General features: G+C 38.1%; 16 protein-coding genes and 1 pseudogene. 7 read left to right on the top strand and 10 right to left on the bottom strand.

Features of this window, described 5'->3' with window-relative positions; all coding sequences use genetic code 11:
* The first annotated feature begins 118 nt into the window (after positions 1–118).
* Entirely contained in the window at positions 119–1,966 is a 1,848-nt protein-coding gene (locus QL995_RS13115) for an ABC transporter ATP-binding protein (protein WP_101163795.1), read from the top strand.
* Positions 1,967–2,096: 130 nt separating this feature from the next.
* On the opposite strand, the gene QL995_RS13110 is transcribed toward QL995_RS13115, so the two are convergent.
* The 3 genes from QL995_RS13110 to QL995_RS13100 form a co-directional block, all read right to left on the bottom strand.
* Complete coding sequence (locus tag QL995_RS13110) at positions 2,097–2,516, bottom strand: MAPEG family protein (protein ID WP_024589162.1); 420 nt, start codon at positions 2,514–2,516, stop codon at positions 2,097–2,099.
* Between the two features lie 189 nt (positions 2,517–2,705).
* Positions 2,706–5,030 carry a GGDEF domain-containing protein gene (locus QL995_RS13105; RefSeq protein WP_290294348.1) on the bottom strand — a complete coding sequence of 775 codons (2,325 nt, stop codon included), beginning with the start codon at positions 5,028–5,030 and terminating at the stop codon, positions 2,706–2,708.
* A 292-nt stretch (positions 5,031–5,322) separates the two neighbouring features.
* A complete protein-coding gene (locus QL995_RS13100; RefSeq protein WP_290294435.1) occupies positions 5,323–6,432 on the bottom strand; it encodes an endonuclease/exonuclease/phosphatase family protein in 1,110 nt (369 codons plus the stop codon).
* A 296-nt stretch (positions 6,433–6,728) separates the two neighbouring features.
* Between QL995_RS13100 and QL995_RS13095 the strand changes: the two genes are divergently transcribed.
* The 4 genes from QL995_RS13095 (at position 6,729) to QL995_RS13080 (ending at position 12,796) form a co-directional block, all read left to right on the top strand.
* Positions 6,729–9,023 carry a peptidase U32 family protein gene (locus QL995_RS13095; RefSeq protein ID WP_197150969.1) on the top strand — a complete coding sequence of 765 codons (2,295 nt, stop codon included), beginning with the start codon at positions 6,729–6,731 and terminating at the stop codon, positions 9,021–9,023.
* A gap of 13 nt (positions 9,024–9,036) precedes the next feature.
* Positions 9,037–9,696 (top strand): glutathione S-transferase, encoded by a 660-nt coding sequence (locus tag QL995_RS13090; protein WP_290294346.1) that lies wholly within the window; start codon positions 9,037–9,039, stop codon positions 9,694–9,696.
* A 135-nt stretch (positions 9,697–9,831) separates the two neighbouring features.
* Positions 9,832–11,094, top strand: a complete 1,263-nt coding sequence (locus QL995_RS13085; RefSeq protein ID WP_282114596.1) for a valine--pyruvate transaminase — start codon at positions 9,832–9,834, stop codon at positions 11,092–11,094.
* Between the two features lie 502 nt (positions 11,095–11,596).
* Positions 11,597–12,796, top strand: coding sequence for an Nramp family divalent metal transporter (locus QL995_RS13080; protein ID WP_282114595.1), 1,200 nt, complete (start codon positions 11,597–11,599; stop codon positions 12,794–12,796).
* A gap of 103 nt (positions 12,797–12,899) precedes the next feature.
* Here the strand turns inward: QL995_RS13080 and QL995_RS13075 are convergent, their stop codons facing one another.
* Positions 12,900–13,352 carry a hypothetical protein gene (locus QL995_RS13075; protein WP_282114594.1) on the bottom strand — a complete coding sequence of 151 codons (453 nt, stop codon included), beginning with the start codon at positions 13,350–13,352 and terminating at the stop codon, positions 12,900–12,902.
* Here QL995_RS13075 and QL995_RS13070 point away from each other — a divergent pair.
* Positions 13,337–14,527: a PQQ-dependent sugar dehydrogenase gene (locus QL995_RS13070; RefSeq protein WP_282114593.1), complete on the top strand. Its 1,191-nt coding sequence runs from the start codon at positions 13,337–13,339 to the stop codon at positions 14,525–14,527. The genes QL995_RS13075 and QL995_RS13070 overlap by 16 nt on opposite strands.
* A gap of 196 nt (positions 14,528–14,723) precedes the next feature.
* Here the strand turns inward: QL995_RS13070 and QL995_RS13065 are convergent, their stop codons facing one another.
* From QL995_RS13065 to QL995_RS13055, 3 genes are all read right to left on the bottom strand, one after another.
* A complete protein-coding gene (locus QL995_RS13065; protein ID WP_282114592.1) occupies positions 14,724–15,146 on the bottom strand; it encodes a hypothetical protein in 423 nt (140 codons plus the stop codon).
* Positions 15,147–15,272: 126 nt separating this feature from the next.
* The gene (locus QL995_RS13060) at positions 15,273–15,692 is read right to left on the bottom strand and encodes a hypothetical protein (RefSeq protein WP_165726160.1); all 420 of its coding nucleotides are present in this window, start codon (positions 15,690–15,692) and stop codon (positions 15,273–15,275) included.
* Positions 15,693–15,966: 274 nt separating this feature from the next.
* Entirely contained in the window at positions 15,967–16,815 is an 849-nt protein-coding gene (locus QL995_RS13055) for an HNH endonuclease (RefSeq protein WP_169043748.1), read from the bottom strand.
* Between the two features lie 414 nt (positions 16,816–17,229).
* On the opposite strand from QL995_RS13055, the pseudogene QL995_RS13050 reads away from it, so the two are divergent.
* A pseudogene (locus QL995_RS13050) lies at positions 17,230–17,571 on the top strand (transposase); the annotation flags it as partial.
* 39 nt (positions 17,572–17,610) lie between these two features.
* Here QL995_RS13050 and QL995_RS13045 read toward each other — a convergent pair.
* From QL995_RS13045 to QL995_RS13035, 3 genes are all read right to left on the bottom strand, one after another.
* Complete coding sequence (locus tag QL995_RS13045; protein ID WP_010552629.1) at positions 17,611–17,793, bottom strand: hypothetical protein; 183 nt, start codon at positions 17,791–17,793, stop codon at positions 17,611–17,613.
* Positions 17,794–18,423: 630 nt separating this feature from the next.
* Entirely contained in the window at positions 18,424–19,197 is a 774-nt protein-coding gene (locus tag QL995_RS13040; protein WP_290294345.1) for a hypothetical protein, read from the bottom strand.
* A gap of 414 nt (positions 19,198–19,611) precedes the next feature.
* The coding region (locus tag QL995_RS13035; RefSeq protein ID WP_290294344.1) for a transposase at positions 19,612–20,045 on the bottom strand (434 nt) is incomplete at its 5' end.

The following is a 20,045-nucleotide window of genomic DNA, read 5'->3' as shown; positions in this document are numbered from 1 at the left end:
TACATAAGTTTATATTAATAACGCTCTAGCATATTCACAATTAATACCTTACAAACCTGCATTTAAAAATACTTAAATGGTATAATAGCCACCATTATTTGCCATTTAAGTTTTTAAAATGTATCGATTATTTGAAAAAATGACAAAAGCATTTCCTGAGGATCAACCTACTCAGCCGCCTTCGACTTTATTTGCTTTTTGCCGTCACTACACCAAAGGAATGGAACTGTCGTTGGTGCTAATGTCAATCAGCGCCGCCATGCTCGCTATTTTAGAGGTTTCTTTATTTAGCTACATGGGCCAACTTGTTGATTGGTTAACGGCCTACACACCCGAAACCTTGTTTGTAGAGCAAAAATCAGAACTTATCAAAATGGCTGTTATGCTCTTACTGGTATTGCCCGTAGTCGTATTTTTTCATTCTGCTATTTTGCACCAAGCATTACTGGGCAATTACCCTATGTCGATTCGCTGGTTAGCGCATCGTTATTTACTGCGCCAAAGTGTGAGCTTTTATCAAAATGAGTTTGCAGGAAGAATAGCCACCAAAGTATTACAAACCTCTTTAGCCGTTCGCGAAACAGTGACCAAACTACTCGATGTATTAATGTACATAGTGGTTTATTTTGGCTCAATGGTCTTTTTAGTTGCCGAAGCTGATTGGCGCTTAATGATCCCTTTACTGGTTTGGTTAGTTTTATACATTTGCGTACAGCTTTATTTTGTACCTCGCCTTAAAAAAATTGCCAGCTCACAAGCTGATGCGCGCTCAGAAATGACCGGTCGAATTGTTGATAGCTATACAAATATTTCTACTATTAAATTGTTTTCGTATACCCAGCGTGAAGAGCAATACGCAAAACAAAGCATGGATGTATTTTTACAGCCTGTGTACAAACAAATGCGCTTGGTAACCAGCCTAAACTTTGTTATTCAAAGCTTAAATTATTTATTAGTATTTTCAGTTACCGCTGTATCACTTTATTTATGGTCGCTTAGTGCAATTAGCGCAGGTGCCATTGCAGTTGCTGTTAGTCTAGCGCTTAGATTAAACGGTATGGCGCAGTGGATCATGTGGGAAATAAGCAGCTTGTTCGAAAACATTGGCACCGTAGCCGATGGCATGAAAACACTGTCTAACCCTATTGAAGTTGCCGATAAACCAAATGCCGATACACTTAACGTAAGCCAAGGTGCCATTGAGTTTAACAATGTACATTTTAACTACGGCAAAGCTGCAAACGAGACTAATCGCAGCCCAGTAATGAATGGTTTAAACTTAAACATTAAACCTGGCGAAAAAATTGGCTTAGTCGGTCGCTCTGGCGCTGGTAAATCAACACTTGTTAACTTGTTACTGCGTTTTTACGATACTGACTCAGGAACAATAAAAATTGATGGGCAAAACATCACAGACGTAAGCCAAGAAAGTCTACGCCGCTACATAGCGATGGTTACGCAAGACACTTCCCTGCTTCATCGCTCAGTAAAAGACAACATTTTGTACGGTCGCCCCGATGCAACGCAAGCTGAGATGATTAACGCGACCAAACAAGCTAAGGCGCTTGAGTTTATAAACGACTTGGTAGATAGCAAAGGTAACAAAGGTTTTGATGCACAAGTGGGCGAACGCGGTGTTACTCTTTCGGGCGGTCAGCGCCAACGTATTGCTATTGCACGTGTGCTACTTAAAAATGCACCCATACTTATACTCGACGAAGCCACCAGCGCACTCGACTCTGAAGTAGAAGCGGCAATTCAGGCAAGCCTTGATGATTTAATGACAGGCAAAACAGTAATCGCCATAGCGCATAGGCTCTCAACCATTGCACAAATGGATAGATTAATTGTACTTGATGACGGCGGCGTAGTTGAGCAAGGCACTCATGAAGAACTAATCGCTAAGGGCGGGATTTACGCAGCCCTGTGGACACACCAAACAGGTGGGTTTATAGGCGTCGATTAGCCATTAATATTACCTTACTGTAGACGTGGTTTATATTCTGCTGCTACCTAAACAAAAAAGCGAAGATGCCTTAAAGGCTCTTCGCTTTTTTGTTTAAAGTTATAAATAGAGTTTATAACTTTTTTATAAATTAAAAGATTAGTCTTAACCCTATCATTATCAGCATAACCACATTAGCAAGCACACCAATTAAAAAAAAGTAACTACGCGGGCTTGGGTTTTTCTCTGTTGCTATAGCGTAGTACAGCGCCATGTGAATTAAACGCGCAATTAAGTACACCCAAATACACATAGCAAAAATCGGGCTTTGATAATTAATTACAAACGCAAATAACACCGTACCTATAAATAATGCGCTGTTTTCAAGCGTATTATGAAACGTACGATGCGCTCTAAATATAAAGCTATCGTGCGATAAATCCTCGTCAATTTTACCTGGTACAGCATTTGGCTCTTTAGCTTTGCTAAACGTAGCCACAGCCCACTGTACAAGCAACATAATTAAATAGAGGTAAAAAGCCAAATAGGCCGAAAGTGCAACTTCAGTCATTACTAAATCCCTTATTTTGTTTTTTAACTTAGTTTAGAATGCAATTTTAAAGCCTAAGTTAATACACTGATATTTAAAGGGTTAATTTAATAAGCCTAATTACATATGTAAGTAACTCACGGCGTTGTATAAAATTTACTTGTTATGATTTTAAAAATAACATCAAAACTGAGCTGTATACTGCTGGGTTTACTCCGATCTAAAAAGCTTAAACTCTTCAAACGCACAATCCCACAACACAACTTGATTACGACCCAAAGACTTAGCCTCATAAAGTGCTAAATCGGCCTGTTCAATTAACTCAGAAGGCGTTCTGGCTTTAAATTTAATAGACGTAACCCCAAAACTACACGTAACAGGAATATCATCAAATATCGCTTTTTCTACTTTAATACGAATAGCCTCAGCAATACGTATTGCTTGCTCTTGAGTCGTATTGGGTAAAATAATACAAAATTCTTCGCCACCAAAACGGGCAACGCTATCGCTCGTACGTATATTGGCTTGTAAAAGACTGGCAACACCACAAAGTACGGTGTCGCCAATACTGTGCCCATAAGTATCGTTAACACTTTTAAAATGGTCAATATCGACCATTAAAATACAATATTCTTCAATTTGAGGTAAATCCAAAAAGTCGCGATTCATAATCTCAAATAAAATGCGGCGGTTATAACAATTTGTTAAAGGGTCTCGCGCGGCCAAATAGTCTAACTCTTCATTTCGTTTTTTAGAGGCAATAAAGCTTCGATAAACCAATAAAACAATAGCTAAGCAAGCGGCTAATAAAAATGCGAGCGCAATACTCGCGTATTTGTTTTTTGCAAGCTCTAGCTCTGATATAACCCTAGCTTGGCCAGATATTTCAATTTCATTGTTTTTCTTTTCAAGCTCAAGTTGATGGAGTTTTTCTTTTTCTCTTAACGTCTCCAGCTCTATTTCCATTTTGTGAGAATGCAAATGTGCTTTTTCAAGAGCAAGCTTACTTTCGTCTCTTTCGTATTGAATGATTCCGGTCAGGGCTATTTCTTCTTCCGCGTAACGTAGTGATTCATTTATTCGTCCACGCTGTTTTTCTGCTATTCGAATTTCACGATAAGCGTATAGCATATGTAACTTATCATCTATTTCGGTTGATAAAGCGAGTGACCTTTTTAGTAAAGAAATCGCCTCATTTGTATCAATACCAATTAAAATCGCCGCAAGCGCTGTTAGCGACTTTATCTCATAAAGCTTACTGCCTGTTTCTCTGGCGAACGACAACGACTCTTTGTAATACTCTATAGCCTTGTTTTTATTCCCTTGGGCACGATAAATATTAGCAATAATACGCGCCGTTATAGAAATGTAGGATGTAAGATTTTTGGTTTTATAAGTTACGTAAGCTTTCTGAGCAAATTTCATCGCTGATTCTAAGTCGCCAGACTCATAGTTAATAACAGCCATTTCTCTTAAGGCCGACGCGAGCGTTTTTTCCTCGACCACACCTTTTGGTAAATCAATGGTTATTTGATAGAAAATCTCGGCCTGATCAAACTGCTTTAATCGAGTGTATAGCAGCCCCATTTGATTGGATGTTTTAGCAATCCCAAGCACGTTATTTACTTTTTTATAATATAAATATGCCTCATTTATATGCTTAAGTGATTTTTCATAAAGGTTGATATGGCGATAAATAATACCAGCACCTAATAATGCTTTAGCTAAGCCCACAGGATCGTCAATGTCTTTCTGTATTTCTAATGCACGAGTCGAGTAATCAAGGGCTAAAACTAAGTTGTCTAAATAGCGCTGCGCTTCTGCTAGTGTGTTTAATGTACGCGCCATCAACTTTAAATCATCTAAATTAGTATATATCTCTAAAGCTTTGGTATAAAAATGAGCCGTTTGCTCTCTATTTTCAAGACGCTTATACGACTGAGCTAATTTTTTATACGTTTCACCTAACTGTTTTTGTATTTTTTCGTCTTTATTTACAAGGTATTTTAAAGCAGATGAATATTGCGTGATCGCGTCATTGTATTTCTTTTGTTCATAAAACGAATCCCCCTTTGTTAGGAGTACTTGTGCTATAAAGAACTCATCGCCATACACAAGCGTTGTTGGTAATAAAGTTTCAATGCGGTTAGCAAGTTCGTCATAACGTTTTTCATCTGATAATATTTTTATATAATTAATAGACGCCTTTATTTGGTTGCGTGGATCATTTAATTTACTGTAATAAGCCGAGGATTGTGAAAAGTGATGAAGCGATTCATTAATATTGTTATTTTTTTTATTCGCTTTACCTAATAAGTTATGTAATTTTGCGCTGAGTAACGTGTCATCAGCACTTTGCGCTTGTAACAACAACGCCTTACTTAGTTCGATACTTGTTATAACGTCAGTATCCATAAGTAATTCGGCTCTTTTTAGCAGCCCTGTATTAGATTCATTGATTAAACTGTATGAGGTAGTTTCTTGCGCGTAAGCGCTACTTAAACTAATAAACAAAGCAAAAAGCAAAGCTTTCACTAACAATTTAGAATTATAAATTCGATTTACGAAGAAAGTGTGTACTTGCGAATTTAAGTCCATCTTTCGCGTGTGATACGAGTAAGTGTAAAATTCCATATTTACCATTTTAGTGATTTGTTATTGATTTAATGCAAAAATTCTGGCGATAAAATATACACATAAAGACTGCAGGTCAAGTTTCGCTGCAATATGGGTAATTGTTAATTTATGATTTTAGCATAATTATGCATATTGCAGCTTAATTCTTTTTTAGCTTAATCGTACGCTGTAAGTTATTAAATGAGAAAACCTAGCTTCTTAGTTTAAGGGTAACCAATACAACACCGTGGTCGGTAGTTAAATCATCACGCTCATACTCGGGGTTTATTAAGTGCCTGTCGTAAGTGTTATAAGCGCTTACTTCAAAAAAGCTGTCATCGTAACTAGCGTCAAACTCGCACGACAATAAAATGTAATCAAGCACAGAGCTGCTCGCGCCATAATAATGTGTTGGCGGCCTTAACGGTGCTGTCTTTGTTATATTTATATTTTTTACTTGGCTTTTATCCGCTGAATCAACAATCTCGCTGTTACTGCTATCACAATCACTTTGTACATCGTTTGTTATTGCTTCATCGCTAGAAACCTCATCATTACTTCGCTGCGACTTAACAAACAAATCCCATGAATCATTTAGACAATATTTAGCGAGGTAGGTTTTAGCATCAAACGCAGGTGCAAAGCGTAGCGTACTCGTCAGTAAATGGCTTAATACGCCATCCGCAAGTTCATTATTGAAGTCCCCCATTAATAGCATGGGTTGTTGCGTAGCTTCGCGGCGAGTAATCATTTGTATCATTAGCAATGTAGCTTCACTGCCACGCTGAATAGTTGATCCCCACCCTCCTGCTACATTCGCTTTTAAAATCTCAATTATGTTTTGCTCGGGCGCTAGCTCTTTATTGTGTTCATCAACATTAATCATCGGGCGCTTAGATTTAAAATGCACCACATAACAATCAGTATTGCCTATATGCGGTAAAGTAACGGTCGCTCTCAATACCCTACGACTAAAAGTAAACTCACTATTAAGGCCAAGCGTACTTGCAAGCTCACTATCGTGTTCAACCGCTGCTACCTCAACTATGGGATATTTAGAGGCAATTGCTACCACGGGGCGCTTATAAATAAAATCATCAATCACCTCTGGTGTATCTACCACCGCAAAGTAATTATAGCCTTGCCCGCCCACTAACTCTTTTAACGAGTTAATACTAAACACTTCCTGAAAACCAATCACATCAGGGGCATGCTCTGTTAAGTAATCAACAATCCAACGCTGCTTTTTAGCCCACTGCTGCGCGGTATAAATCTTCTCAAATTCATAGTATGCATTGGGTGGCTCAAGATAGTTAAACAGGTTAAATGTGGCTATTTTTAGTTGGGTGTTAATAATTACAGATTCTTCACGGTTTAAATCTGTATCTAACTGTTTAAGATCTTGATTACTGATGGGTATCGCCTAAGTAAAGTTGAAAGTGTTGCTTGCTTATAAACTATCATTTTATTACATGTTTACGTAATAAATCAGCCAGCTTAATTGTAATTTTATACACTCTTTTATTTTACTACTTATTATATCTCTCAATAAATAGCATTAACGTGCTTAACCATATAAAATTCGCGGCAATTAAATATGAGCGAAGCGACATTGTAATGAGTAGAAAGATTGAACTATTAGCCCCAGGCGGTGATGTAAACGCGGTAAAAGCCGCCATTGTAGCCGGTGCTAATGCGGTTTATTGTGGGTTAGATACCTTTAATGCACGTAACCGAGCGTCTAATCTTTCGTTTGATGAGCTTAACGGCGCACTTCGCCTAGCCCATGAATACGGCTGTGAGATTTTTTTAACGCTAAATGTAGTTATATTAGAGCACGAAATGGGTGCGCTATTTAAGCTATTAAATCAGCTAGTAAATACCACGCTCGACGGTATTATTGTGCAAGATTTAGGGTTATTCAATATAGTTAAAAAGCACTTTCCTACTTTGCATATTCACGCATCAACTCAGTTAACTACGCATAACGAATCACAGGTTGAATTTTTAGCGCGCATTGGCGCTACGCGTGTAAATTTATCGCGCGAGCTTAACTTAACTGAAATTAAAATATTGACCGACGTAGCGCATAAATGCGACGTATTAACCGAAGTATTTGTGCACGGCGCATTATGTATTGCGTTTTCAGGGCAATGTTACTCAAGCTCGGTAAGTGTGGGTAACTCGGGTAACCGTGGTCGTTGCTCGCAAGCATGTCGTGACGAATACGAGCCAACGGCCATGGGTAACAAGCATCCGTTAAACTTAAAAGATAATTCAGCTTATTTTGATTTACCAGAGCTTGTAGCTGCAGGTGTTGACTCGTTAAAAGTAGAAGGCCGCATTAAAGGCGCTAACTACGTACATACAGTGATTGATAGCTGGCGCAAACAAATAGACACGTTTGTGCAAACCGGTAACCTAATTGAAGACGATTCAAGCTTATACAAAGTATTTAACCGTAACTTTACTAATAAGTTTTTAACCGGCGACATGACCAAAAACATGTTTACCGATAACCCGCGCGACCATAGTTTTGATCACGCTAACGAAAAAAACAACGCAATTTCGGTCGTGCAAATTTACGATGCACAGCAAGAGCTTTCCACTCAAAAAAGTGAAATTGATTCGTTAGTTAAAAAGAAAATTGAATTTTTAGATATTTCAAAGCGCGAGCTTACATTAGAATTTTCAGGGCAATTAAATCAGCCATTCACTGTAAACATAATTATTGAAGATAAAAACGATATTACGCTTTCGAATAAAAACGAAAAAGAGCCTCTACGCTTTGAAGTTCAATCGCAAATGCCTATGCAAACCGCCGATAAATCGGTTGTTGATATTGCTGCTATTGATAAACGCTTTAAAAGCTTTAGTAATGCCAATTTTGAAATTAAAAATATGGATTACTCAAACTTAGGCAACAACTTAAGCATTCCGTTTAAAGAGCTCGCCCGTATTAAAAAGCAAGTCGCGTTTTTATTAAACGAAGGCAAAGACGTACTCGCCCCTGTTGAATTACCAAAACTAGTAAACCACGAAAAAGCAGATAAAAACAAAACAACACTCTCCATTTTAATATCGGACATAAAAGACGTTCACCTATGTGATTTAACAAATGGCGATGTTTACTTTAAATTACCTGAGAGCTTTAGAACCGATAACGATAAATACATCAACGTATTTTTAGAGCACCCGCAGTTAATTCCGTGGTTTCCGGCGGTGTTAATTGGTAAAGATTTTGAAGAAGCAGTGCGTTTACTCGAGGTTGTAAAACCTAAGCTTATTATTAGTAACAACACAGGTGTTGCATTTAAAGCAGTGCAAATGGGTCTTGACTGGATTGCCGGTCCATTATTAAACACTACAAACTCTTATGCGTTACTAACACTACAAGAAGATTTAAACGCAAAAGGCGCGTTTATTTCAAACGAAATAAACAAACCACAAATGCGTAGTATTAAACGCCCTAACAACTTTAAAATGATGTACAGCATTTATCATCCAATACTAATGATGACCAGCCGTCAGTGTTTTTTCCAGCAAACCGTTGGCTGTAAGAAACCACGTATTGACGCAAGCTGTATGTTGAGCTGTAAAAAAGAAACAACCGTTACCAATGTAAAAGGCATTAGCTTTGCTATTGATAAACAAAAAGGCGGCTACCCGAGCATTTATAACCACGAGCAATTTTTAAATATGGATATTGTGACCGATTACGCCGACAAGTTTGACGAGTTTATGATTGATTTAACCGACATTGGCTCAGGCGATAAAGAAAAACTCGATAAAGCCGTGTTACTTGCGCATTTTCAGGATTTAATTAGCGGGCAAACACACGCTGCTGATCAGTTAAATCACATGGTAAAGGTAAAAACACGTCAGCAATATGTTGAAGGCTTAAACAGCTAAGGTAAGTATTAAAATGACATTGCCATTATTATATTCATTACAACACTGCCCATACGCAATGCGTGCACGAATGGGTATTTTAATGGCAGAGCAACACGTGCTACTACGCGCTATAAAAACTAAAAATAAGCCACCGCATCTTTTGCAAATATCGCCAAAAGGTACAGTGCCTGTTTTATTATTGCCGAATAATCAAGTTATAGATGAAAGCCTAGATATTATGCTCTGGGCTTTAAAGCAAAACGATCCGTATAATTTACTGCATACTCAAGACCCATTAGCACTTGAGCGCATGCTTGAATTAATTAAGCTAAACGACACGAAATTTAAACCAGTGCTTGAAAAGTATAAGTTTTATGCTCGCACAAAAGACATGGCACAAATTTATTACCAAAAAGCCTGCGAAGAGTTTATTAAGCAATTTGAAGCAAAACTAACCACACATAAGTACCTAATGGGCAATGAAAAAAGCCTAGCCGATTATGCACTACTTCCGTTTATTAGGCAGTTTGCCCGCGTAGATAAACACTGGTACTTACAAAGTGAATACACGCATGTACGCGCATGGTTAAACGAGTTTTTGCACGCCCCCATGTTTACCAAAGTTATGACCAAATTTGATTTGTATATGGACTGCGGCGAAGAGTTTTTATACGGCGTTAAAAAACCTTAACTTAGCCTTTTTTTATAAGAAATTACATTACTATAGCTAGCTACAAAGCTAAGCATTGAATTATTCTCATCATCGAATTTAAGCCCTTTATTTACGCTATACTGCCCTCCCCATTACTAACAAACGCTATGCATTATGAACTACTCAAACTTTGGCACTAAATTCACACAACCCAACGGCATTACTCAGTTAATGGAAGATTTAGGTGGTGCTAAAAACAGCAACAATCCTAATATTGTTATGCTCGGTGGCGGTAATCCCGCACTAGTACCACAAGTAAATGAGGTTTTTTTAAGTGAATTACAAAAACTCGTTGCCAGTAACAAGGTATCGCAGGTATTTGGCCTTTACGACGGCCCAACCGGTAACGACGAGTTTAGAGCGGCATTAGCAGGCCAGCTAAGTAAAGAGTATGCATGGGATATTAGCGCCGATAACATAGCACTTGGTAATGGCAGCCAAGCTAACTTTTTTGTGCTGTTTAATATGTTGGCAGGTGAGATGCCGGATGGCAGCCATAAAAAGATTTTATTTCCCCTTGCGCCAGAGTACATAGGTTATGCCGATCAAGGTTTATCGGCTGATATGTTTGTTGCCATAAAGCCTGATATCGAAATTTTAAATACAGGTAGCGCATCAAAACAGTTTAAATACGTCATTGATTTTAAAGCAGTTGAAAAAGTACTAGCAAACGACAGCAGCATAAGCGCGCTGTGCGTATCACGCCCTACCAATCCAACAGGTAATGTAATTACTGATGATGAAGTAAAACACCTTGATTTGCTCGCTAAGCAATATGGTATTCCACTCATTATTGATAACGCATATGGCGATCCGTTTCCAGGTTGTATTTACACAGACGCAAACCTAACGTGGAACTCAAACATTATTTTATGTATGTCACTTTCAAAACTTGGCCTACCGGGTTTACGCAGCGGTATTGTGGTTGCAAACAATGAGATTATTAAAGCAATTGGCCGCGTAAATGGCAGCATGGTGTTATCGCCAAATAGTATTGGTCCAAGCTTAGTGACACGCTTAATTAACGACAACGAACTACTCCCACTGTGCCGCAACGTTGTACTGCCCTTTTATCGTAATAAAGCACACATAGCGATTGAGTTGTTTGATGAAGTATTTGCCGAATTGCCTGTTTATTTGCACAAAGTTGAAGGCGCATTTTTTATGTGGCTGTGGTTTAAAGATGCAAAAATGACAAGCGAGGCATTGTATCAAAAGCTTAAAAAGCAAGACGTGTATGTGATCCCAGGTCACAACTTTTTTATCGGCATTGACGACAGCTGGGCGCACAAGCACGAGTGTATTCGTATTAACTATGCTACCGATGCAGATACCCTAAAAAAAGGCTTAGAAGCGATTAAAAACCTAATAAAGTAAATATACTGATGCCGATATTAATATTGGCATCACTCATTTAACTCGCTTATATATTCGTTTAAATTTATGCAAACGCACTGTATCCCCTTTAAATTTATATACAAGTTGGTATCCTACTCGACCTTTTTTAATAGAAATTCGCTTAATTAAGTGATCTATTCTGAGGTGGGGAAATCGTGTCGATAACCAGGCAAAATTTCGTTATTTAGTTGTTATCACTAATTGCTCCTGCATTGCTCTACCTCCTGCATCCATGCAGTCGTATATCAGAAATTTTTAACGCAGTTAGCGTCATATTTAACCCCTCAAATTGATTAAGTATTATTGCGGATTGGTATAACTTATACTTATTAAAAAAGAACCAGCCAAGGGGCGATTATCGCTGCAGGGCACTTAATTAAAGTGGCAGCAATAACACTACAGGCATCGCGTATAAATATTGGTTTTAAACGTTAGATGTAACTTTAAATAGCAACATGCAATAACACTATTAAGGTCAATTATGCGATTAGGACCAGGACTACTTGTCACCGCTGCCTTCATTGGACCAGGGACCATTACTACCGCCAGCGTGGCAGGTGCAAACTTTGGTTTTGCACTTATATGGACATTACTGTTTTCAGTAGTTGCCACTATATTATTACAATCTATGGCGGCGCGCCTTGGCGTTGCTACCGGGCAAGATTTAGCTCAAGCGCTCAGAGCACATATTCAAACGCCCTTATTTAAATCTTTAGCTATATTTTTAGTCATTAGCGCCATTGGTGTGGGCAGTGCAGCTTATGAAGCGGGTAACTTAAGTGGCGCTAGCATGGGGTTAATTGAAATATTCCCACAAGTTAACTCCCAACTATGGACACCACTTATTGCTTTTTTAAGTGCAGCTTTACTGTATAGTGGTAAACATAAAGTGGTTGAAAACGCGCTAATTTTACTCGTTATTTTAATGAGCTTAGTGTTTATCTCAACACTTGTAATGGCAGCCCCTTCACTGGGTGATGTATTTGCAGGTTTTATTCCTAGTATGCCTGAGGGTTCGATTACAACCATACTAGCTTTAGTTGGTACTACCATTGTGCCGTATAACTTATTTTTGCACTCCGGCGTACTCGCTGCTAGACACGACAGTAACAGCGACATGCAAAAAGTGATTAAACAAACAAATGTTGATACAGGTCTATCAATCACTTTAGGCGGTGTGATCACTTTAGCTATTTTATCTACAGCTTCAGTTGCATTTTATGGCACCGATGCGGGGCAAATTAGTGCGGCTAACATGGCCGTGCAGCTAGAGCCATTGCTTGGTGACGCCGCTCATTACTTTTTTGCTATTGGTTTATTTGCTGCAGGTTTAACAAGTGCTATTACAGCGCCACTTGCGGGTGCTTATGCTGTGTGTGGCATGTTAGGGTGGTCAAACGATATGGGTAACACGCGCTTTAAAGGCGTCGCTATTGTTATTTTATTGTTTGGTGCTGCGGTGGCGTCACTCGGTTTAGACCCTGTCGCGGTAATTATATTCGCGCAAGCGGCTAACGGGTTATTACTCCCTATTGTTAGCACCTACCTTGTATGGCTGGTTAATCAAAAAGGGGTTATGGGAAACTACACTAACTCTTTGGTGTTAAACCTGGTAACCCTACCCGTTTTAATCCTAATTTTTGGGCTAAGTAGCTACAAACTAATTAGTTTAATTTTTTAATTAAATTCTAAAGGTCATATTTAAAGGCCCCTGTTTACAATAAACAGCGGCCTTTATTTATTAATCACTAAATAACGTATAAGCCGTATTTATGTTCACACATCTAACACGATTTTTGGTTTTTAGTTGCCTTAACTAATTGCGAAAACGCCAAACCACCTAACGCGCCTGCAAGCAGTTGAGCATAAAAACCCCAGCCTCTTGCGCCCGCTATAATATGAATATTCATAATTGATTCAATGGCAATTAACACAATAGCAAATGCCACAATGCCAGCAATAACAAATAGCTGAGTACTGTATTTTTGAACCTTTTTATTAAGCTTTGCGGTAACAAAAAAAGCGATGGCAAGTGCTACGGCAATAATAGCGCCGTAGGTAGGTAATAGGCCTAACCAATCATCAAGCGTTAAACTAGCACGATCACTAAAGCCCACCACTACACCTACATTAACTAATTGATTGACAACGTATTGGCTATGAAACAAGCTAGCAAGTGTGAATGTAAGTAACCAAGAAACTAAAAATGAAGGCAATATACGTGTTAAAAACGACATGGTTATCTCAACTTAAAATAAAGCTTTTCTCTTATACTAGTCATGCTAGCAAAGGCTTGCCCCGTAAACAATGTATCTCTTTTTTTACTCTGCTTTCGCTTCTTTCGTTTTCTGTTAATGCAGATGCTACGTTACCAAAGGAGCAATACAGTACAAAAACACTGGCTACGCAATTACAGTCTCCGTGGAGCATGGTTGAACTACCAAACGGCACATGGTTAATTACAGAACGTGATGGCCACGTAGTTATAGTTAAAAACAACGTGCAATCAAGAGTAAAATTAAACCTAACAGGTTTATACGTAGCAGGCCAAGGTGGTTTACTCGACATTGTATTATCACCAGATTATAACAACTCCAAAGAAATTATTTTTACTTATGCCCAAGGTGATGCAAACGCAAACAGGCTGGTTGTTGCCAAAGCCACGTTTAATGGCACTGACTTTTCAAAGCCTAACGTTATTTATAAAGTAGCGACTGATAAAAACACACCGCAACATTACGCAGGACGCGCCCTTGCCCTACCCGACAATACGTTATTAATTTCAACGGGCGATGGTTTTGACTTTAGAGAGCAAGCACAAGTTATCACCAGCCAACTTGGTAAAATATTACGTATAAACCTAGATGGTACCATTCCAACAGATAACCCATTTATTAATCACAAAAACCTAAATACACATGCTGTTTACTCACTTGGTCATCGTAACCCTCAAGGCTTAGTTTATGATTACGATACGCAGCAAATTGTTAGCCACGAGCACGGCCCTGCAGGCGGTGACGAGCTAAACTACTTAACCGCTGGGACTAATTACGGCTGGCCCGTAATCACCTATGGCAAAGATTACTCGCAAGCGCGTATTTCACCATTTACCGAATATAAAGGCATGCAAAAGCCAAGTGTTAATTGGACGCCATCAATAGCGCCATCAGGCATGGCGTATTACGGCTCTAAACATGCAGCTTTTCCTTCATTACAACAACATGTGCTAATCACAACGCTAGTCGATAAGAAGCTCTACAGCGTTAACCTGGTAAGTGGTGAATTTACGCAGTCTCACGTATTTCCCAAGGCGGCAGGCAGGTTAAGAGATGTGTTTATAACTGATAAAGGTAACGTCGCGGTATTAACAGACGGTAAAGAGGCAAAGCTAATGTTGATGACAGCAAACTAATTCATAAAGCAAATAAAAGCCGCTGCGCTTTAAAAGTAAGTAGCGGCTTTCAATAAGCCACTTTGGTTAATTAAGTAATTTTATCAGTAAGATCAGGGGTTAACCCCTTTAGTTTTAAGATTAAGGTGAGCGTCTTCATTATGTTATTAATAACGTTCTTGTCTCCAATTACCTTTGCATATACTTACTGTGCTTGTTATTTACCCGATTCTAATTGCTGTCTCAATAATTCAATAAGTTGAGTGTTAAGCCCTGTAATTTCGGCTTCTAGTACCTTCACTTTAGCCTGCGACTCTTCATCTTCTTTGCTGCGTAATAATGCAGTTTCCTGTAGTAGTTTTTCTATCTTTTCTTGTATTTCAGCAATCTGTTCATCAATAGGGTCACCTTCTGATTGTGATGCCTGACTTGCATCTTCATTGCCGGATAATTTACGTAACGCCTCTCGGTTTTGATCTTCCAGACTTTTTTCTTTTCCTTCTTCAGATATATCCACTTGGTCACTTTGAACCGCTGCTTTGTGCATAGTCGCTTTTTCGGTTACTTCACCAGCTACCACCTTTAAAGTTTGTTTTTGCGGGTAAGTCTCTAAAGGTTTAGAGGTTATGTGAACTGACATTTTATCCATTTTAATATTCCTTGTTCCGTCAATTATTGGCGGCCAGTAGTTAACTATAAATATAATGCTTTACCAAAAGCCAATTGTAATAGCCCTTGTTTGATTCTTTATTAGATTACACTTTACTCACAAGCTTGCCCATTGTTGTTTTAAACCAATAAGATGAACAATACCAAAAGATAAACAAATAATAGAACTCCAAACCCAAAACTCAGGCGAACGCCCCATAGGGTTATTTATTAGAAAGAACCCTGCAACACCTCGGGCTAAATAAATAAAAGTTATTAATACAAGAGCTAGGCGGATGAATGGAAGTTTAAAAATAACACCTGCGGCTGAAAATGCATACAATGACCAAGTTGATAGAATCAGAACAATTACACTAGTAATAAGAGTTGGTTTAATACTTCCTTGCTCAGAAAGTAATGCCATTTGCTCTCCTGCACCGAAGAACCGATACCAAGAACCTCCAAAATAGATACAACCCAAATGCAAAGTTGCTACAACAGCACTTAATGTACCTGCAATTATTAGAAAAACATTCATAGAGCGATAAAACCTCCGTGAGACATAACGAACCTGTAAATTAGCTGGTTTATTTATCTTGATAACAAACCATAGCCGGGTTTCTACCTGGGTACAATCGATTGTTGAATGTTTACGCGTGATATCAAAGCTCGCATTTAAGTGGATACGAATACTATTTAGGTGCTGGAAAACACATATGCCTTACGATCAACCAACTTACTTAACTGTATTGAAAAGTAAGGGATCATCGCTATTAAAATTTGTGGTGGAAAGTGAGCTTCAGCGCTTGCTGTTAAAAGGCATTTAAGCAGTGTTTCAACTCTTTGATAGTTTGATAAGGGCTACGATGTAACATTCTATGGCAATTAGCACACACCATGGCAAGATCTTCAACTAGAGTTTCTCTAGATTCATTTTCATCCAGCTCATTCAAAGGTACCTTGTGGTGAGCTTCAATATACAAAGCTCCTTTTTCACCATATTTTTTCTTAAAATCAAACTCACAAACTTCACAGGGTAATTCACCCTTGTGCTTCTTTGCGTGAATTTTTTTAGCCCGATTTACCAATGCCTGAGAACGCTCTCTGGAATAATGCTTCTTTTCTAGCCTTTTACCTTCAGAAAATGACACTGGTGTTAATGAATTCAAGTTCTCTTCTAAATTATCAGCAAGAACTCTACAAGCAGCAATATGAAATAGGTCGTTGAGAGTATCATCTAACGTCACGTCATCATTTGGAAGTGATACTACGGCTTTAAGCGCCCCAAAAACATTTTGAAATAACTCTTTACGTATTTCATTCTTCTTGTCTTTTTTCCTTGGAATATAACTCCAAGTCAAATCAGTACCATCTTGTGATGTGGTTTCTTTATGAAGCTCAGCTAGGGGAGGTAGATTATTATTTTCTGGATATAAAACAAGGTAATAATTATTATCACCCTTCCAATCAATAATTAGAACCCAGAGCGTTTCACTTCCATTACTTATTAAAAAACCACCAAATGAATTCATACCATTCGAAAAAGTATGAAAACCTTCGATAACGCCCTGTTCGATCGAATTTACAAGATGAAAATCATTACTTTCTTTAGTTGTTTTTTCTAAAATTAATGATAGTTTTTTTGCAACATCTGGATTCACTATAACCTCGATTATGCCTTATAACGAGCCTGTAGATTAACTCGTTTTTTATTTGTTTTTATTGATAAACAAACCATAGCTGAGTTCCTATTTTGGTTCAATCGATTACTGTATTTTTACGCAGCATATAAATACGTGTTTGATATTGTTTTAACTGGCGTTTTGGAAGTGATTACGGATGTTTGAGATGCTTTATTTTAGGTTAAAAGGGCTTCCCCTTCTTAATGCATCGTGTTTTGCAGTTTTTCTATATTATGAACAAGACAATACAGTTGCCCCAGCGTAAACTAAAGGTATTCACTTTCGTTTGACCCCATAAGGTCAGTTTATTCATGTCTTTATTGACAGTAATTTTAGGATGGGTGTCTAATTAATTTTCCGTTAGGATGGGTGTCTAATTAATTTTCCGTCGCTGACATACAACAATACGCAGGCATTGCTCCAGTAACCGAACGCAGTGGCAAAAAGGAATGGATACACTGGCGGTAATCATGCACTAAGTTGTTAAGGCAAACGTTTGTGGAATGGGCAGGATTATCTGTGCGCTATTCATTTTGGGCAAAAGCATATTATCGGCAGCAAGAAGCCAAAGGAAAGCCCCATAATACCATCATCAAATCATTGACGTTTAAGTGGACACGAATACTATTTAGGTGCTGGAAAACGCATACGCCCTACGATGAATCAACTTACTTAACTGCATTGAAAAGTAAAGGATCACCGCTGTTAAAATTTGCGGTGGAAAGTGAGCTTTAGCGCTTGATGTCCACCTCAGGGCGTGTTGTTAGCTGTAGATTAGTTGCGGGGGTGTTCGTTACATTGCTGCTTTTTACCAAAAACACCAAACCAAAATGTAAGCTCCAAAGCCACACCTAAAACAACAAAGATAACTATGCCTTGAGAAAATCCGTAGCCATACGAAATAAGAGCGGCTAATAATAAACCCGCCAAAATTATCCATTTGTGTAATATTTTCATAAATCCCTCTTATTAAAACAATTAAGTATCAATTAAATATATGTGAAGAACATTTTTTGAGCAACGGAAAATCTGTAACATTATATAATCACAACAGTACGACAATATAGCTAACGCTCCCATAAGCCGTGAGCTGTGCTGGCACAATTTGTTGCGCCTTTGTTCTTTGCAACAGCGTTGCGAATCAGCTTGATGGGCTTGTTATATGCCAATCCCCTAACACTTTATAGTATAAGTAATTGGATTTTTATAATTCCAATTGGAACCCGAAGTTTCAACTTTATCTAAAACTGTAAACTCTTTAATTTCTCTTCGAACACTCTTTGTTTTCATCAAAAATAAAAATATCCAGAGACTAAAGCAACAAAAAAATAATACTGCGATACTATAATAATTAAAGTATGAAAAAAATATCGCTGAGGAAGCAAAAAATAAAGAAAGCCACTTAAAGTTTGGGCTAAACACTATGGTAACTTTAGAATCATCAAGCTGCTTCCTTGTATATATGAACATACTACTCTCCAACTACCTCTAGGCATATAACGCTGTTTTAAGCGGAAAATTAACGTTGGCTATAATCGCGAAGCGATGGCCAGCGGTAAGTTTTCCGGCTTGAAAACTCTTGTTAAGTTACTTTTTCTCGTGATATACATTTATTGCTTCGAATGCCTGGTTGAGAAACTTGAATGTACGATAATCTACTTTTGGTACAAATACTCTATGGTTGTTGGTCAATTGAGCCGCGATTATTTCAGTTCTTTGCTCATGAATATCATCAAATATACGAAGATAATATATAATCAAAAAACCATCCACAACAAAGTAAAATAAGACAGGATCTTGAGCTGATGTTCCTAATTCTTTTGTGATATACATAAGCAATTTCCTCATTACTTCAGGAGGAATATCACCGCTAGGATCTACCAGTTTCACCATAGATATTCGACAAAAATGTTCCAACTTTAAAGAAGTATTCAGTCTTGTAGAACGGTTAAGAATACAACAACGAAAATACTCATTGAACTTTGAACCTAATTCAACATTTGAGAAAACATGCAATGTCGACTCAGATGCTCTCCACAATATGGAAATCAAATACAAGTAGAATTTATTGAATTTGAAGTTCTTAATAATCAACCCTTCAGGAGTTTTCTTAAATTTCTGATGGTCTTTCAATAAGCGAGTACCATAACCCTCGTAGTTACGATTGAGAAATTGTTCGCACTCACCACACAGCAACATTTCTGTCGGGTTGCTATTGGATAATTTAGCTTCAAGCGGCTTATCAACACTTAAATTTAACAGTTGCCCACTGTCTTTTTTAAGACCCTTATAGATCGATCTAGGGAAAATATGTGACTTTCTAAGGTCACTACTATTTTGACAAAGTCTACAAGTTTTCATACACCTCCAAGTAACCTAACGAGCCTGTAGATTAACTCGTTTTTAAATTTTTTATTGATAAACAAACCATAGCTGAGTTCCTATTTTGGTTCAATCGATTACTGTATTTTTACGCAGCATATAAAGACGTGTTTGATATTGTTTTAATTGGCGTTTTGGAAGGGATTACGGGTGTTTGAGTGGCTTTTATTTAGAGTAAGAGGGCTTACCCTTCTTAATGCATCGTGTTTTGCAGCTTTTCTATATTATGAACAAGGTAATACAGTTGCCCCACCGTAAACCAAAGGTATTCACTTTCGTTTTACTCCGTAAAGTCAGTTTATTCATGTCTTTGTTCACTGTAATGTTCCGCTTTTTATTTAAAGAAAAGCCGGTTCGATACAGCCGAGTCGTTTGCCATTCTTTAATAAACAGCTACCGTCGTCCGATTGGGCTGTCTATTTTAACTTTCATTTTGTCGATATAGCTTAGCTTTTTGCGTGATTTATTATTTATAAACTGTACTTGTCGCCCCGTTTTAATGGGTGGCTTTCGCATGCATTGTTGTAGTGGGCAGGTTTTACAGTCTCTTAAATAACCACAGAATCGCGTGTATTGTTGGTTATGGCTGTTTACATTGACCCCGCTTCGCCACATGGCATTGCCTGCAGGGCAGCGGCATGTTTGCGTTGCCTCATCATGATGAAAATCGTCTGAGGTAAATAACCGAGGCTTGCCTTTGCTGCGTTTTAGTCGGCGCTTTTCTTGCTCAGTTTCGTATGTTTCGCTGGCTTTAAACAGCGGATTTCGTTTTCTAAATTGGTTATCCGCAATGTAGGTATCGAACCCACTTTGCGCCATAAACTCAA

The organism is Pseudoalteromonas sp. APC 3358, from assembly GCF_030408075.1.
Taxonomy (GTDB): domain Bacteria; phylum Pseudomonadota; class Gammaproteobacteria; order Enterobacterales; family Alteromonadaceae; genus Pseudoalteromonas; species Pseudoalteromonas arctica.
This window is presented reverse-complemented; position numbering and strand designations above follow the sequence as displayed.

Bases quoted from the DNA above. Each gene is read 5' to 3' on its own strand.
- QL995_RS13095 (WP_197150969.1), top strand. From the start codon at position 6,729: ATGAGTAGAAAGATTGAACTATTAGCCCCAGGCGGTGATGTAAACGCG.
- QL995_RS13040 (WP_290294345.1), bottom strand. From the start codon at position 19,197: ATGAAAACTTGTAGACTTTGTCAAAATAGTAGTGACCTTAGAAAGTCA.
- QL995_RS13080 (WP_282114595.1), top strand. From the start codon at position 11,597: ATGCGATTAGGACCAGGACTACTTGTCACCGCTGCCTTCATTGGACCA.
- QL995_RS13060 (WP_165726160.1), bottom strand. From the start codon at position 15,692: ATGAATGTTTTTCTAATAATTGCAGGTACATTAAGTGCTGTTGTAGCA.
- QL995_RS13110 (WP_024589162.1), bottom strand. From the start codon at position 2,516: ATGACTGAAGTTGCACTTTCGGCCTATTTGGCTTTTTACCTCTATTTA.
- QL995_RS13065 (WP_282114592.1), bottom strand. From the start codon at position 15,146: ATGTCAGTTCACATAACCTCTAAACCTTTAGAGACTTACCCGCAAAAA.
- QL995_RS13090 (WP_290294346.1), top strand. From the start codon at position 9,037: ATGACATTGCCATTATTATATTCATTACAACACTGCCCATACGCAATG.
- QL995_RS13075 (WP_282114594.1), bottom strand. From the start codon at position 13,352: ATGTCGTTTTTAACACGTATATTGCCTTCATTTTTAGTTTCTTGGTTA.
- QL995_RS13085 (WP_282114596.1), top strand. From the start codon at position 9,832: ATGAACTACTCAAACTTTGGCACTAAATTCACACAACCCAACGGCATT.
- QL995_RS13115 (WP_101163795.1), top strand. From the start codon at position 119: ATGTATCGATTATTTGAAAAAATGACAAAAGCATTTCCTGAGGATCAA.
- QL995_RS13045 (WP_010552629.1), bottom strand. From the start codon at position 17,793: ATGAAAATATTACACAAATGGATAATTTTGGCGGGTTTATTATTAGCC.